Source organism: Lentzea sp. NPDC054927 (genome assembly GCF_053610285.1).
On record NZ_JBSGXZ010000011.1, the window covers coordinates 211,584 to 225,777 of the forward strand.

General features: G+C 68.9%; 12 protein-coding genes. 4 read left to right on the forward strand and 8 right to left on the reverse strand.

The window, feature by feature from the left end; all coding sequences use genetic code 11:
• Nucleotide 1 precedes the first annotated feature (1 nt).
• Entirely contained in the window at nt 2-1,447 is a 1,446-nt protein-coding gene (locus ACWGE0_RS19300; protein ID WP_452262252.1) for an aldehyde dehydrogenase family protein, read from the forward strand.
• On the opposite strand, the gene ACWGE0_RS19305 is transcribed toward ACWGE0_RS19300, so the two are convergent.
• The 7 genes from ACWGE0_RS19305 to ACWGE0_RS19335 form a co-directional block, all read right to left on the reverse strand.
• Complete coding sequence (locus tag ACWGE0_RS19305; RefSeq protein WP_452262253.1) at nt 1,444-2,073, reverse strand: response regulator; 630 nt, start codon at nt 2,071-2,073, stop codon at nt 1,444-1,446. The two genes, ACWGE0_RS19300 and ACWGE0_RS19305, sit on opposite strands and share 4 nt — an antisense overlap.
• Nucleotides 2,070-2,933: a sensor histidine kinase gene (locus ACWGE0_RS19310; RefSeq protein ID WP_452262254.1), complete on the reverse strand. Its 864-nt coding sequence runs from the start codon at nt 2,931-2,933 to the stop codon at nt 2,070-2,072. Before ACWGE0_RS19310 ends, ACWGE0_RS19305 begins: the two co-directional genes overlap by 4 nt.
• Nucleotides 2,930-4,141, reverse strand: coding sequence for a serine hydrolase domain-containing protein (locus ACWGE0_RS19315; RefSeq protein ID WP_452262255.1), 1,212 nt, complete (start codon nt 4,139-4,141; stop codon nt 2,930-2,932). The genes ACWGE0_RS19310 and ACWGE0_RS19315 overlap by 4 nt, the downstream gene beginning before the upstream one ends.
• A gap of 98 nt (nt 4,142-4,239) precedes the next feature.
• Entirely contained in the window at nt 4,240-5,790 is a 1,551-nt protein-coding gene (locus ACWGE0_RS19320; protein ID WP_452262256.1) for an MFS transporter, read from the reverse strand.
• Nucleotides 5,787-6,410 (reverse strand): TetR/AcrR family transcriptional regulator, encoded by a 624-nt coding sequence (locus tag ACWGE0_RS19325; RefSeq protein ID WP_452262257.1) that lies wholly within the window; start codon nt 6,408-6,410, stop codon nt 5,787-5,789. The genes ACWGE0_RS19320 and ACWGE0_RS19325 overlap by 4 nt, the downstream gene beginning before the upstream one ends.
• 72 nt (nt 6,411-6,482) lie before the next feature.
• Nucleotides 6,483-7,235: a DUF427 domain-containing protein gene (locus tag ACWGE0_RS19330; RefSeq protein ID WP_452262258.1), complete on the reverse strand. Its 753-nt coding sequence runs from the start codon at nt 7,233-7,235 to the stop codon at nt 6,483-6,485.
• Between the two features lie 39 nt (nt 7,236-7,274).
• Nucleotides 7,275-8,258, reverse strand: a complete 984-nt coding sequence (locus tag ACWGE0_RS19335; RefSeq protein ID WP_452262267.1) for a ribose-phosphate diphosphokinase — start codon at nt 8,256-8,258, stop codon at nt 7,275-7,277.
• 268 nt (nt 8,259-8,526) lie between these two features.
• On the opposite strand from ACWGE0_RS19335, the gene ACWGE0_RS19340 reads away from it, so the two are divergent.
• Genes ACWGE0_RS19340 through ACWGE0_RS19350 form a run of 3 tightly spaced genes read left to right on the forward strand, consistent with a single transcriptional unit; the run spans nt 8,527 to nt 11,691 of the window.
• Nucleotides 8,527-8,664, forward strand: a complete 138-nt coding sequence (locus ACWGE0_RS19340; protein ID WP_452262259.1) for a hypothetical protein — start codon at nt 8,527-8,529, stop codon at nt 8,662-8,664.
• A gap of 19 nt (nt 8,665-8,683) precedes the next feature.
• Nucleotides 8,684-10,168, forward strand: coding sequence for an alpha/beta hydrolase (locus tag ACWGE0_RS19345; protein WP_452262260.1), 1,485 nt, complete (start codon nt 8,684-8,686; stop codon nt 10,166-10,168).
• Nucleotides 10,169-10,206: 38 nt separating this feature from the next.
• Nucleotides 10,207-11,691 carry an alpha/beta hydrolase gene (locus tag ACWGE0_RS19350; RefSeq protein ID WP_452262261.1) on the forward strand — a complete coding sequence of 495 codons (1,485 nt, stop codon included), beginning with the start codon at nt 10,207-10,209 and terminating at the stop codon, nt 11,689-11,691.
• Between the two features lie 52 nt (nt 11,692-11,743).
• Here the strand turns inward: ACWGE0_RS19350 and ACWGE0_RS19355 are convergent.
• The coding region (locus ACWGE0_RS19355; protein WP_452262262.1) for an AAA domain-containing protein at nt 11,744-14,194 on the reverse strand (2,451 nt) is incomplete at its 5' end.

Sequence of the window (14,194 nt, forward strand, 5' to 3'; positions counted from 1 at the left end):
TGTGGCAAGCGAAAAGCGTCAGCTATTCATCGGCGGCGAAAGCGTTCCCGCGCTGGACGGCCGCACCACTGATGATCTCAACCCCTACACGGGCGAGGTCTACGCCGTTGTGGCTGCTGGTGGCGTCGCGGACGTCACGCGGGCGGTCGACGCGGCTCAGGAGGCGTTCGCGCAGTGGGCGGCGACCTCGCCGTCGCAGCGGCGCGGCATTCTGCTCAAGGCCGCGGACGACCTGGAGGCCCGGACGTCCGAGGTCGTGAACCTCATGGCGAACGAGGTCGGCGGCGTCGGCGGGTGGGCCGGGTTCAACGTCATGCTGGCGGCGAACGTCCTGCGCGAGGCGGCCGCGGCGGTCACCCAGCCCGTCGGCGAGGTGCTCACGACGGAGACGCCGGGGCAGCTGTCGCTGGCGATCCGCGAGCCGCTCGGCGTGGTGGCGGCGTTCGCGCCGTGGAACGCCCCGGTCATCCTGAGCACGCGGGCCGTCGCCGCGCCGCTCGCCGCCGGCAACACCGTGGTGCTCAAGCCGAGCGAGGACGCGCCGATCGTGGCCGGGCTGTTCATCGCCGACGTGCTGCACGAGGCCGGGCTGCCGGCGGGTGTGCTCAACGTCGTGACGAACGCACCAGAAGACGCCGCCGAGGTCGCCCGCACGTTGATCACCGACCCGAGGGTGCGCGCGGTGAACTTCACCGGCTCCACCGAGGTCGGCCGGATCGTCGGAACCCTTGCCGCGCAACACCTCAAGCCCGCCCTGCTGGAGCTCGGCGGCAAGAACTCCCTGCTGGTGCTCGACGACGCCGACCTCGACCACGCGGTCAGCGCGGCGGCGTTCAGCGCGTTCTTCAACGCGGGCCAGATCTGCATGTCGGCCGACCGCATCCTGGTGCACCGGGCGGTGGCCGAGGAGTTCACCGCGAAGCTCGCCGCCAAGGTCGATTCGCTGACGCATGGCGACCCCGCCGATCCCGGCACCGCCGTCGGACCGGTGATCACCCCGCGCGCCGCCGAACGCGTGGCCGCTCTGGTCGCCGAGGCGGTCAGCGAGGGCGCTCGCGTCCGAGCGGGTGGCGGCGGGCGTGCGACCGTCCTGGACGGCGTGACCCCGCAGATGCGCATTTTCCAGGAGGAGATCTTCGGCCCGGCCGTCGTCATCGTCACCGTCGATGACGACGACGAGGCCGTGGCCATCGCCAACGACACCGAACACGGGCTCACCGCGGGGATTCTCACCGAGGACTCCCGGCGCGGTCTCGCCCTCGCGCGACGCATCCGCACCGGCATCGTGCACGTCGGCAACCAGACGGTGGACGACGAGCCGCAGGCGCCGTTCGGTGGCGTGAAGTCCAGCGGTTACGGCAGGTTCGGCGGCCGGTGGGGCCTCGAGGCCTTCTCGGCGACGAGGTGGGTCACCATCGCCGGAGGCCACGGCCACTTCCCGTTCTAGAGGCCTGCTTCGTGCGCGACGATCGCCGCCTGCACCCGGTTCTCCGCTCCGAGCCGGGTCAGGATGGCGCTCACGTGCCCCTTCACGGTGCCCTCGACCAGGTCGAGCCGCCGGGCGATCTGCGCGTTCGACAGACCTTTCCCCAGCAACGCCAGCACGTCCCGTTCCCGCGCGGTCAGCGACGCCACGCGGGAACGGGCCTCGCTGACCCGCCCACCGCGGAACCGGCTGATCATCCGCGCCGCCACCTTGGGCGCCAGGTAGGCACCACCGGACGCCAGCGCGTGCACCCCGGCGATCAGCTCGCGCGGATCCCCTGACTTCAGCAGGAACCCGCGTGCGCCGCCGTCGAGCGCCTGCTCCAGGTAGCCGTCGTCGTTGAACGTCGTCAGCATCGCCACGCCGAACCCCAGGCGCGCCAGCTCCTTCGCCGCCTCCAAGCCGTCGAGGCGCGGCATCCGGACGTCCAGCAGCACCACGTCCGGCCGGTGTTTCAACGCCAGATCGATCGCCTCGCGCCCGTCCGACGCCTCGGCCACCACCTCGAGAGCAGGATCGGAACCGAGGATGGCACGCACCCCGGCACGCACCATCGCCTCGTCGTCAGCGAGCAGAACGCGGATCACGACTCCCCCGGGTGCGGAAGCGTGGCGACCAGCTCGAACCTTCCGCCACCACGGCTGACCCGCAGCGTACCGCCCGCGATCCGCACCCGTTCGCGCAACGCGACCAGGCCCAGCCGGCTCCCCGCACCTCGCCGCAACCCGGTGTCGTTGCAGGCCTCGACCATCGTGGTCGTATCAGCCGTGGTCACCTTCAAGGACACCACGGACTTCGGCGCATGCTTGGCAGCGTTCGTCAACGCCTCCTGCACCACCCGATGCACAGTCGCCTCCACAGTGGACGGCACCGAACCCTCCACAGTGAACTCGACACGCAACCCGGCCGACACCGCACGATCGACGAGGTCCTGCAGACCCACTCCTGAAGGCGGATCACCGTCGCGGAGCAGGAACACCAGGTCCGCCAACCGTTCCGTGGCACCAGCCGCCGACACGCGAAGCTGAGCGGCAGCAGCCTGGTGCTCGGCGGGCAACGTCATCTCCAACGCCCCCGCCTGCAACGCCAGCAAGCTCAGCTCATGCCCCAGCGTGTCGTGGACCTCGTGCGCGATCCGAGTGCGTTCACGCAGGTGAGCGGCCTCAACCCCGGCGGCAGCCAGTGCCGCCTGCTGATGCCCGGCCCGCCCGAGCAACCACGGCAGCGCCACCGCCAGACCCACCAGGAACAGGCCGATGAGCCCACCGAAGGCGCCCGCCACGAACACCACGGCCGGCCACCAGGAAGCAGTGCGGCGCCCGAGCAGGAACGAGATCACGAACAACGGCACCCACACCGCGACCGTCCACGGCGGAACGTTCCTCTGCATGAAGAACGACACACCAACAGCAGCAGCAACGCACGCCGCAAGCGCAGCCGTCTTCATCGCCGCCACCTCACCACTGCCACGCTGATGTTCATCACGCTGGACACGGCCAACCACACCACAAGCGGCAAAGAATAGTGCGCGAGTTGGAAGAACGTGATGTCCCGCCCACCGCCGTACAGCAGCCCCAGCAACGTTGGCAACGCCAGCAGCACACCCAGCGGCACGAACCTCAACACCTGCCACGCCTTGTGGAACTTCCGTGGCCGCCGCAACGCACGAATCCCCAGCCCCAGCGACAACAACGTCAGCACGGCCAGCACCAGATCCGTCAGCAGCCGGTACGACGAGGGCTCAGCAGGCGTCTTGCCGTCGAGGATCTCGGCAATGCCGTTCTCCAACGCGTACGTGCCCTCGTTGCCGAGAGTGATCCCGCTGTTGGCCATCACCGCGATCCCGTACCCGGACGAGGTCAGCAACTGACCCGCCGTGCTGGTGAACCAGATCCCGCTGTGCCGCAACTGCCCCTGCGAATCGGCCTCCCACCCCATGCCATCCTGCGGCGCCAAAGTCTTTTGGGCCACCAACCACCGAGCCATGTCCGCAGCCGTGGTGATCACACCATCAGAGCCCGCGACGAACCGGTCCGGCTCGGTCAAAGCAACAGAAAACCCATAGGCGTACCCATAACCACGCCGGTAGTCCGCCGGCAGATCGCGCGGCGTCACGTCGATCGCGACCGTGTCCCGCATCCCCAACGGCTCGAAAACGTGCTTCTGCAGGTAAGCACCGAACTTCTCACCCGAAGCCAGCTCGACCAGCCGTGCGGCCAGGTGGTAGTTGGTGTTCGTGTAACGGAACTGGCCGTCGGGCACGGCCGAGCGCAGAACCTCCTGAGCGCGCTCCACCGCCTCCGCCGGACTGGAAGGCTGCGGCAAGCTCTTCTCCGCCAACGTGCGGTCGCTGATCCCCGACTTGTGGCTGAGCAACTGCCGCGGGGTGACCCGGGACTCGAACACCGGCCGGTCCAGGTCGATCTTCCCGGCATCGGCCAGCTGGCGGACGGCCAGTGCAGTGAACGACTTGCTGACCGAAGCGATCGCCATCTTCGTGTCCGCCGTGATCGGCGCACCGCTCGAGTCGAGCCCGTAACCTTCGACCGCGATCACCTGGTCCCCCTTGGTGATCGCGACCGCGACGCCCGGAATCGAAGCCTCGCCCATGTACGTGGACACAAAGAGCGTGAGTGCTGCTCCCCAGATGTTCATGGGAGAGAACGTAAAGAGCGCGGACCACGAAAACCCGACCCGAAAGACAGACCGGACCCCCGACGAAAGTCAGGGGTCCGGTCAGGAGAACCAGGCGATCAGTGACCCGCGGCCATCTCCGCCGCCAGCCTGTCGTCACCGCTCTGCTCCTTGAGCGGCTTCTCCTTGATGAACACCACCGCCAGCAGCGCCAGCACCGCGAACGGCGCACCCACCAGGAAGATCTCCGCGGTCGCCGTCGCGTAGATGTCGGCGATCACGGCCTTGACCTCGGGCGGCAGCACCGAGATGTCGGGCACGCTGTTGCCACCGTCTCCGCCGCCCATAGGGCCGAACTTCTCCGCGGCCAGCGAGCTGACCTTGCTGGCCAGCACCGCGCCCAGCGCCGAGACGCCGATCGCGCCGCCCAGCGAGCGGAAGAACGTCAACGTCGAGGTCGTCGCGCCCAGGTCCTTGGCAGGCACGTCGTTCTGCGCCGCCAGAACAAGGTTCTGCATCATCAGGCCGACGCCGACGCCCAGCACGAACATGTCCACGGAGACCATGAACACCGTCGTCGTCGCGGTGATCGTGGACAGCAGCAGCATGCCACCGACCATGACCACGCCACCGGAGACCAGGAAGGCCTTCCACTTGCCGTACTTGGTGATCAGCTGACCGGCGACCGTCGACGAGATCAGCAGGCCGAAGATCAGCGGCAGACCGAGCAGGCCCGCCTGGGTCGGCGTCTTGCCGAGCGCCAGCTGGAAGTACTGCGAGAGGAACACCGTGCCGCCGAACATCGCGACACCGACCAGGGCGCTCGCGACGGTCGCCAGCGAGACCGTGCGGTTGCGGAAGATCGACAGCGGCACGATCGGGTCGTGCGCGGTGGCCTCGACGCGGACGGCCGCGACCAGCAGCAGGACGCCCAGCGACACCAGGCCCGCGGTCCAGCCCGACGCCCACTCGAACTTCTGGCCGGCCAGCGAGGACCAGATCAGCAGCGTCGAGACGCCGGACACGATCAGGAACGCGCCCAGGTAGTCGATCTTCGTGTCCCTCTTCTGCACGACCGGCAGGTGCAGCGTGCGCTGGAGCAGGTAGATCGCGGCGAGGGAGAACGGGATGCCGATGAAGAAGCACCAGCGCCAGCCCAGCCACGAGGTGTCGACCAGCAGGCCGCCGATCAGCGGGCCCGCGACGGTGCCGACACCGAACACCGCGCCGAACATGCCGGAGTACTTGCCGAGCTCACGCGGCGGGATCATCGCGGCCATCACGACCGTCGCGAGCGCCGTGACGCCACCAGCGCCCACGCCCTGCACCACGCGGCTCACGATGAGCATCTCGATGTTCTGCGAGAAACCCGCGATCAGCGAGCCGACGACGAACAGGCCCAGCGACGCCTGGATCAGCAGCTTGCGGTTGTAGAGGTCGGCGAGCTTGCCCCACAGCGGCACGGTCGCGGTCATCGCCAGCAGTTCGGTCGTCACGATCCAGGCGAAGATCGACTGCGAGCCCTTCAGCTCGGCGACGATGCGCGGCAACGCGTTCGACACGATGGTGCTCGCCAGGATCGAGACGAACATGCCGAGCATCAGGCCCCACATGGCCTGGACGACGTCGCGTTTGCTGTGGACCGGTGTCACTTCTGCTTCGGTGGTCATGATCCCCCCTCGTGGTGATGTGGTACGTGAGCCAGCCCCGTGCCGAACAGGTCCAGTGCCTCGCTGACCAGGTCGCCCAGCGCGACGTGGTCGTCGAGCGCCCAGCGCGTGACCGCACACCGGAACGCGGTGCTGCCGGCGGCCACCAGCAGGCGCGGGTACAGGTGGGACTCGGGCAGCCCTGCCCGTTTTCCCACCGCGTTCGCGAGCAGTTGCTCGGACTCCGCGCTGTTGGCGAACGCGCGGACCAGCAGGTCCGGGCGCTGCATCAGCACTTCCTTGCGCAGCAACCACAGGTCGCGGGCGCTGTTCAGCTCGTCGGTGATCTCAGCGAGCACCGACTGCCGGTACGCCTCGAACGGCGTGACCTCGTCCGCGGCGGCGAGGATGCGCTCGGCCATGCGCGGACCCGCTTCCGGGTCCGCGCCGATGAGCGCCTCGTCCTTGCTCGCGAAGTAGTTGAAGAAGGTCCGCATCGAGACGTCGGCCTCGGCGGCGATCTCCTCCACGGTGACGTGGTCGTAGCCCCTCTCGGCGGCGAGTCGCACGGTCGCCCGCTCGAGCGCGGCACGCGTGCGGCGCTTCTTGCGGTCGCGCAGGCTCTCCCCCGGCTGGTTCACCGGACCAGAATACGACTCTTTTTGCAGTCACTGCAAGTTTGCAGTGTGTGAAGTACGCCTCGCTGAAAGTAGCTATGACCAGGGCGTCTTGGGCTTCGCCTGGAGCTCGCCGTCGACGAAGAGGTCGACCTTCTCACTGAAGAAGCACGCCAGCCCAGCGATTTTCTGGCTCTCCGGCAGCGGCTCCCGGTAGATCCACACGAGGTCCTCGTGGACGACGCCGTTCACCTCGACGGACCAGTAGGTGGCGGTCCCCTTGTAGGGACACTGCGTCCGCGTCTTCGAGGGCTTCAGCAGATCGAATCGAACGTCGCTCAAGGGGAGGTAGTACCGCGGTGGAAGGCTCGTCTCGAACAGGATCCGCGGCTGCGACGACGCCGCCAGCGTCACCCCGCCGAGCGCCACCCGCACGTGCCGTGAGCTGCCCAGGACGTCGACCCGCTTGTACGGGTCACGCGGGTGCACGTAGATCGGTTCGTCCTCTTCGAGCCACTCGTCCATCGCCGCGAACTCGAACCGGACGAGGTCCCGCAGCTCCTCGATCGGCGAGTCCGGGTAGGTCAGCGCCGCACCCTCGGCCGTGCCGCCGGCCGTGACGACGTCGTGGACGACGGCGTCGCCCCTGCTCGGTGAATGCCGGGTCTCCCCCGTCGGCTTCAGCTCGGCCCGCACGGCCGAAAGCGGCAGGTAGTAGGCCGGGTAGTGAGGGATCTCCCAGACCAGCCGCGGCGCGGTCGCGTCCGCGACCAGTTCGCCACCGAAGTACGCACGCACCCGCTTCGCCGAGTGCTCGACCCGCACCCGGCCACGTTGCTCGTCGCCCATGTCCCATACCAACACGGGACGGCCGGGCAGGCTTCCCGGTCAGGCGTTCCCGTCGAAGAGGCTGGTCACCGACCCGTCCGCGAAGACCTCCTGGATCGCGCGCGCGAGCAGCGGCGCGATGCCGAGCACGGTCAGGCCCTGGAACCGCTTCTCGTGCGGGATCGGCAGGGTGTCGGTGAGGATCACCTCGCGGGCCTTGCTGGCGATCAGCCGCTCGTACGCGTCTCCGGACAACACACCGTGCGTGGCCACCAGCACGACGTCCTTCGCGCCCTGCTCCAGCAGCTGCCGCGCCGCCGTCGTGCTCGTCATCGCCGTGTCGATCATGTCGTCGACCACGATGCAGGTACGGCCCTCGACGTCACCGACCACGCGGTTGGCCATTACCTCGTTGGGACGCAACGGATCGCGCGTCTTGTGGATGAACGCGATCGGGCATCCGCCGAGCACGTCCGCCCACTTCTCGGCGAGCCTGGTCCGACCGGCGTCCGGCGAGACGACCGCGAGGTTCTCCCTCTGGTAGTTCGCGCGGACGTGGTCGCTGAGCAGCCACATCGCGTGCAGGTGGTCGACGGGACCGTCGAAGAAGCCCTGTGCCTGCGCGGTGTGCAGGTCGACGGTGACGATCCGGTCCGCGCCCGCGGTCTTGAACATGTCCGCGACCAGCCGCGCCGACACGGGCTCGCGTCCGGCGTACTTTCGGTCCTGCCGCGCGTACGGATACGACGGCACGACCGCGGTGATCCGCTTGGCGGAGGCGCGCTTGAGGGCGTCGACCATCAGCAGCTGTTCCATCAGCCAGTCGTTGACGGGCGCGGTGTGGCTCTGCAGCACGAACGCGTCCGCGCCACGCACCGACTCCTCGAACCTGACGAAGATCTCGCCGCTCGCGAAGTTGTAGGCCGCCTGCGGGGTGATCGCGACACCGAGGTGCTTGGCGACGGCCTCCGCCAGGTCCGGGTGCGCCCGGCCGCTGAGCAGGATGAGCTGCCGCTTGGCGACGCCCCGTTTGCCGCTGACCATCGTCACGCTCCAGGTTCGTCCGGCGATGAACCCGATCGTTCAGCATTGCGACGACTTCCTGCAATGTCGTGTCCGCCCGGTGAGATTCCACGTTGCGGGGGAATTGTGCGTACTCCTATCGGGCACACCCACAGGTGGTTACGTACCAGGTGCAGAGTCGCACACTGGGTATAGATCGGCTGATCCGGATTCACCTCATGGGGTATGACCATGGTGATTTCTTGATCAGCATGCTTGAGGCCTCAATGACCATGCCTACCCTCCTCGCATGCCCGAAGAGCAGGACTCGTCCGGACCGACACCGTCGGCCGCACCACCATCGAGCCCGATCGTGATGAGCACGCCCATCCACGACCAGCTCGCGGACAGGCTGGGAGTTCGCCAAAAGCATCGACGGCCGGACTGACGGCGGATATGAACGGCGCATGCGTCTCGCCCTGCTCGGCGCCGTGGTGGCGCTCGTCCTCGTACCCGTACCGGTAGCGCACGCCGTTCCGTCGATCGAGTGGTCGACGTGCGGACCGGAGCGTCCCGGCTTCGAGTGCGCCACGTTCACCGTGCCGCTCGACCACGACCGTCCGCGCGGGGCGACCACCTCGATCGCGCTGACCCGCAAGCCCGCCACCGACCGGGCACGGCGGATCGGGTCGTTGCTGTTCAACCCCGGCGGGCCCGGCGCGTCCGGAGTCGAGTACACCTGGGCCTGGGGGAACAAGATATCGGCCGGCACCGAGGGCCGGTTCGACGTGGTGGGCTTCGACCCGCGCGGCATCGGCAGGTCGGATCCGTTGCGCTGCTTCGCGAACGACCAGGAGCGCGCGTCGTTCCTGGCGGCCGGGCCGGTCTTCCCGTACGAGGCGGCGCAGGAACGGCCGTTCTTCGACAGGTACCGCTCGCTGGCTTCGAAGTGCGACAAGCCGATCGCACGGCACATGAGCACCGCCGACGTGGCCCGCGACCTGGATCTGCTGCGCCGCGCCCTGGGCGACCGCAAGATCACCTACTTCGGCAACTCGTACGGCTCCTACCTCGGCACGACGTACGCGAACATGTTCCCGAACAACATCCGCGCGCTCGCGATCGACGGCGTGCTCAACCCCGAGTTGTGGTCGAGCGGACGGCAGATCGAGTCGGACCGGGTGGCCGCGCGCAAGGTGCTCGACGAGTTCTTCCGGCTCTGCGACGAGGCCGCCTGCGCGTTCGGGCCCCAGTCGAAGCAACGGTGGCAGGCGCTGCTGGCATCGGTGCGCGCCAAGCCGATCGAGCTCAACGGCGAAGTGTGGACCTACGACCGGGTGATCGAGTGGGGACTCTTCGCCGGGTTCGCGTCCGAGAGCTGGACGGACGTCGCGGCCCTGCTGGACCAGCTGTCCGACGCGTCTTCGGGCGCGCGGGTTGCTGTTGAGCCGGACTACGACAACTTCTTCGACGCGAACCTCGGCAACATGTGCGCGGACATCCAGTTCCCGCGCACGTTCGACGCGTACCGCGCGGTTTCCCGTTATGCCGCAGCGGGTTCGGAGTTCGGACCGTACTGGTGGTGGAGCACGAGCGCGTGTTCGGACTGGCCGGTGAACGAGGACCGCTACACGGGACCGTGGCGCGCCCGCACGTCCGCGCCCGTTCTGGTGGTGGGCACCTACTACGACGGTTCGACGGACTTCGCAGGCGCACAGGCCGTTGCCGAGCAGCTGCCGAACAGCCGTTTGCTGGCGTACGCGGGTTGGGGACACATTGCTTACCGGCGCAGTCAGTGCGCGATCGACTACATCCACGCGTATCTGCTCAACGGGTCGTTGCCCGCAGTCGGGACTGTGTGCGCGGCGAACCCGAACCCGTTCCTGGACCCGGCGTCCCAGTTGGCCGAACGCGACTTTCGTCGGTCGACGGGACCTGTCGCGAGCAGGTAGGAATGGCCACCTCTGCGGACAGGAGGGGGAGCTTGTCGATGCGATTCACCGTGCTCGCCGCGGCGGCCACACTCATGATCACCGGTGCGCCCGTCGCGCTGGCCGACAACGGGGTGCCGCGGATCAACTGGCAGGCGTGCGGACCGGAACACCCCGGTTTCGAGTGCGCCTCGGTCAAGGTGCCGCTGGACTACGACAACCCGCGCGGCGCGACCACCACCGTGGCGTTGGCGCGCAAGCCCGCGACGGACAAGGCCCACCGGATCGGGTCGTTGTTCCTCAACCCCGGCGGACCAGGTGGGTCCGGCGTGAACTTCGCACTCGGCGCCGGCAACACGCTCTCTGCGAACCTGCAGGGCCGGTTCGACATCGTCGGCTTCGACCCGCGCGGCATCGGCAAGTCGGATCCGTTGCACTGCTTCGCCAGTGAGGCGGACCTCGAGAAGTTCTTCGAGGGCGTGCCCGGCTTCCCGTACCAGGCGGCGCAGGAACGGCCGTACTACGACCGCTACCGCTCGCTCGGCCCGGAATGCCGCGACGACCAGAAGATCGCGCAGCACATGAGCACCGCGGACGTCGCGCGGGACATGGACCTGCTGCGCCGCGCCGTCGGTGACCGCAAGATCTCCTACCTGGGCTTCTCGTACGGCTCGTTCCTCGGCGCGACCTACGCGAACATGTTCCCGAACAACATCCGCGCGCTCGTCATCGACGGCGTGCTCAACCCGGAGCTGTGGTCGAGCGGACGGCAGATCGAGTCCGACCGGATCGCGACCAAGGAGGAGTTCCGCGAGCTCCTGCGCAACTGCGACGAGGCCGCGTGCGTCTTCGGGCCTCAGTCGGAGAAGCGCTGGGACGCGTTGCTGAAGTCGGTGAAGGCCAAGCCGATCCAGCTCGGCGACCAGCTCTACACCTACGACGCGGTGATCAACGCCGCGATCGGCGCGATGTACTCGCCGAGCGACTGGCCGGACGCCGCCGCACTGTTCGACCAGCTCTCCGACGCGGCCGCTGGGCTTTCCGTCGCGGCGGAACCCGACTACGCCAACGGGTTCGACGCGTACAACGGCAACGTGTGCGCGGACATCGAGTTCCCGCGTGACTTCAACTCGTACCGGGCGACTTCCCGTTACGCCGCAGCCGGTTCGGAGTTCGGACCGGCGTGGTGGTGGGGCAACGCTGCGTGCGCGAACTGGCCGGTGAACCAGGACCGCTACACCGGACCGTGGCGCACCCGCACGAACGCACCGGTTCTGGTGGTGGGCAACTACTTCGACGGCGTGACGGACTACCGGGGCGCACAGGCCGTGAACCGTCAGCTCGCCGGCAGCCGACTGCTCTCCTACGCGGGTTGGGGACACACGGCGTACCAGGTCAGCAAGTGCGCGACCGACCACACGAACGCGTACCTGCTCAACGGCACGCTGCCCCCGGTCGGGACCGTGTGCCCGGCGAACCCGAACCCGTTCCTGCCTTCGGCCGCGGCGGCCCCGGAACCGCTGTTCCAGCCCACCCGCCGATAACGACGTCTGCAAGTACCACCAACACATGGGTTGGTGGTACTTGCAGACGCCATCAGCGCCCCGGCGCTAGTTCCTGGGCCAGTTCGACGGCGGCGCGGGCCGGGTCGTGGCCGAACCGGCTGCCGAACGCGTCGTGCACGCGCCACCCCGCGTGAGTGAGCGCACGCCAACGGGCGAGATGCGCCCGTGCCCCGTCGGGATGCGGGCGCGTCTCGACGGCCACCGCGTCTTCCTTCTCCCCCACCACGAGGTCGACCCGCCACTGCCCCACCGGATATCCCGTCCGCACGGTCAGTCCCGCGGTCCTCAGCTCCTGCGCCAGCCGCGCCGTCCAGGCGTCGTCCGGTTCGGCACCCGCGGTCTCGGTGGGCGCGATGCCCGCGTGCCGCAGGTAGTCGCCGATCAGGCCGGGCGGTTGTTCGACGGACGTGATCACGTGCACCTGGCCGCGGGCGCGGGTCGTCAGCACCGCAAGCAGGTTGCGGTCGTTCACGAACCGCCACGCGCCCGGCTTGTCGTCGGCGGCGAGGCTGATCACGACCTCGTCGAACTCGCCTCCCTGCACGCCGTGCACGGTGCCGGCGCGGACGCCGCCGGTCGTGATCTCGTCCAGCGTCAGCTCGCCCAGCAGCGCCTCCTCGAGGGCGTCGGCCTGCGCGCGGAACGGGGTCACGACGCCGATCGACCGCACGCCCGCGGCGACCCGTTTGCGCACGTGGGCCAGCACGGCGTCGACCTCGGCCTGGTTGACGCCCTTCGCGGTGCGCTCCCCCGGCACGAGTTCGGTGTCGATGCAGTCGACGTCGGCGATCGCCGGGTGCGTGGTCAGCAGCGCGATCTTGCCGTCGTAGAACTTCGCCGCCGCGAAGCCGATCAGGTGCGGGGCGCAGCGGTGGTGCTCGTCGAGCCAGTGCACCCCGGCGGTCGCGGCCGCCGCGTCGAACAGGCTCACCTTCGGCACGTCCAGCCGGTCGCGCAGGTCCTGGGTGCCCTCCGCGTCCACCGCCGCCTGCACGGCCTGATCGCTGACGAACGACACGTGCCGCAGCTGCCGGGGATCGCCGCCGATCACCGCGGACCGTCCGCGCAGCAACGCGGGCGCGGCCAGCGGCTGGTCGACGTGGCTGGCCTCGTCGATGATCACCAGGTCGAACATGCCGGGCACGGGCGGCAGGATGTCCTCCACGTCGGACAGCGTCCCGACCCACAACGGCAGTGCCGCCACCAGGTCCCGGCTGTCGATCTCGGCCAGCCCGCGCCGCCGCGCCGCCCGGCCCGAGCGCAACGCCTTGGCCAGCGCCGCCACCGCCCTGCGCGCACCCGATCCGCGGCTGCTGACCGCGAACTCCTTGAGCCACATGGAAGTCGCCTGCCGGCTGGAGATGTCCTGCTCGGCCAGCAACGGCCGCAGCTCACTGAACGTGGTACCGCTCGTCTCGACACGCACCAGGGCCGCGGTCTGTTCGGCGGCGTCGATAGCGGCCGCCAGGTCTTCCGTGGAGACGTCACCGGCTCCGGTCATTCTGCGTGCCTTCTTCAACGCCCACCCGGTGCGCAGTCCACTGAGGAATCCGGTGCGCGGCTGCAACAGTCCATGCAGCGCAACGAAATCCACACCCGCGTCGAACGCCTGAGGAGCCACCGCGCGGTGTGCCGGCATCAACGCCTGATGCCGGCGAGCCTCAGCAGCCAGCAGTTCGTCGTTCAAGGCAGCGGCAACCGTGCGTTCGACTCGCGTGACAGCGGCAGCAGCAGCGCGCCTCGTCTTGTCGAGTTCCTTCAGCCGATCGGGCTTGCCGGTGGCGTCGAGGCCGTCGCTCAGCTCCCGTGCCATCTCCTGCCGCAGCTCCGAGTCGCCGAACAGAGCAGGCACCGGCCCACCGGCGCGGCGCAACGCGGCACCGAGCACGTCAGCGGCGTTGCGTGTACGGCTCGCGAGCAACACGGACTTTCCCGCTGCCACGGCGTCCAGCGCCAACGCGGCGAGGGTGTGTGTCTTGCCCGATCCAGGAGGCCCGCCGACAACCGTGATCCGCGCACGGCGTGCGTGCTCAACGGCGCGTTCCTGGCTGTGGCTCAACGGCAACGCGGATCCGACCGGTTCCTCGCGCTCGTCGGCTCGCTCACCCCACCCGTAGAGCGCCGCGAACGCCGTCTGGTCGACGTCGACCGCGCTCGCCCACTCGACCAGCGCCGTCCCGTGCTGGGTGGTCACGACCGGCTCACCGGCGTGCAGCCCGACCCCCATCGCCACCACCAGCTCCTGGCCGGCGATCGACGCCTTGGGATCGCCGTGCACGATCGGCACGTCCCCGAACCCCGCCGCCCGCAGGGTCTCGGTGATCCACTCCTCGGTGGGTTCGAGCGCCGCCTCCCGTTCCGCCGCCTTCGCCCAGTCGTCGAGCAGCGGGAACACCCCGGCGTCACCGGCGGCGTGAAAGGCGTAGTTCGCTCCCGTGCCCCGATGCAACCGCACGGGCCGTGACACCAACGGCAGGCACAC

Coding starts and splice junctions, on each gene's coding strand:
- ACWGE0_RS19310 (WP_452262254.1), bottom strand. CDS start 2,933: ATGAAGACGGCTGCGCTTGCGGCGTGCGTTGCTGCTGCTGTTGGTGTG.
- ACWGE0_RS19315 (WP_452262255.1), bottom strand. CDS start 4,141: ATGAACATCTGGGGAGCAGCACTCACGCTCTTTGTGTCCACGTACATG.
- ACWGE0_RS19320 (WP_452262256.1), bottom strand. CDS start 5,790: ATGACCACCGAAGCAGAAGTGACACCGGTCCACAGCAAACGCGACGTC.
- ACWGE0_RS19330 (WP_452262258.1), bottom strand. CDS start 7,235: ATGGGCGACGAGCAACGTGGCCGGGTGCGGGTCGAGCACTCGGCGAAG.
- ACWGE0_RS19335 (WP_452262267.1), bottom strand. CDS start 8,258: ATGGTCAGCGGCAAACGGGGCGTCGCCAAGCGGCAGCTCATCCTGCTC.
- ACWGE0_RS19340 (WP_452262259.1), top strand. CDS start 8,527: ATGCCCGAAGAGCAGGACTCGTCCGGACCGACACCGTCGGCCGCACCA.
- ACWGE0_RS19345 (WP_452262260.1), top strand. CDS start 8,684: ATGCGTCTCGCCCTGCTCGGCGCCGTGGTGGCGCTCGTCCTCGTACCC.
- ACWGE0_RS19350 (WP_452262261.1), top strand. CDS start 10,207: ATGCGATTCACCGTGCTCGCCGCGGCGGCCACACTCATGATCACCGGT.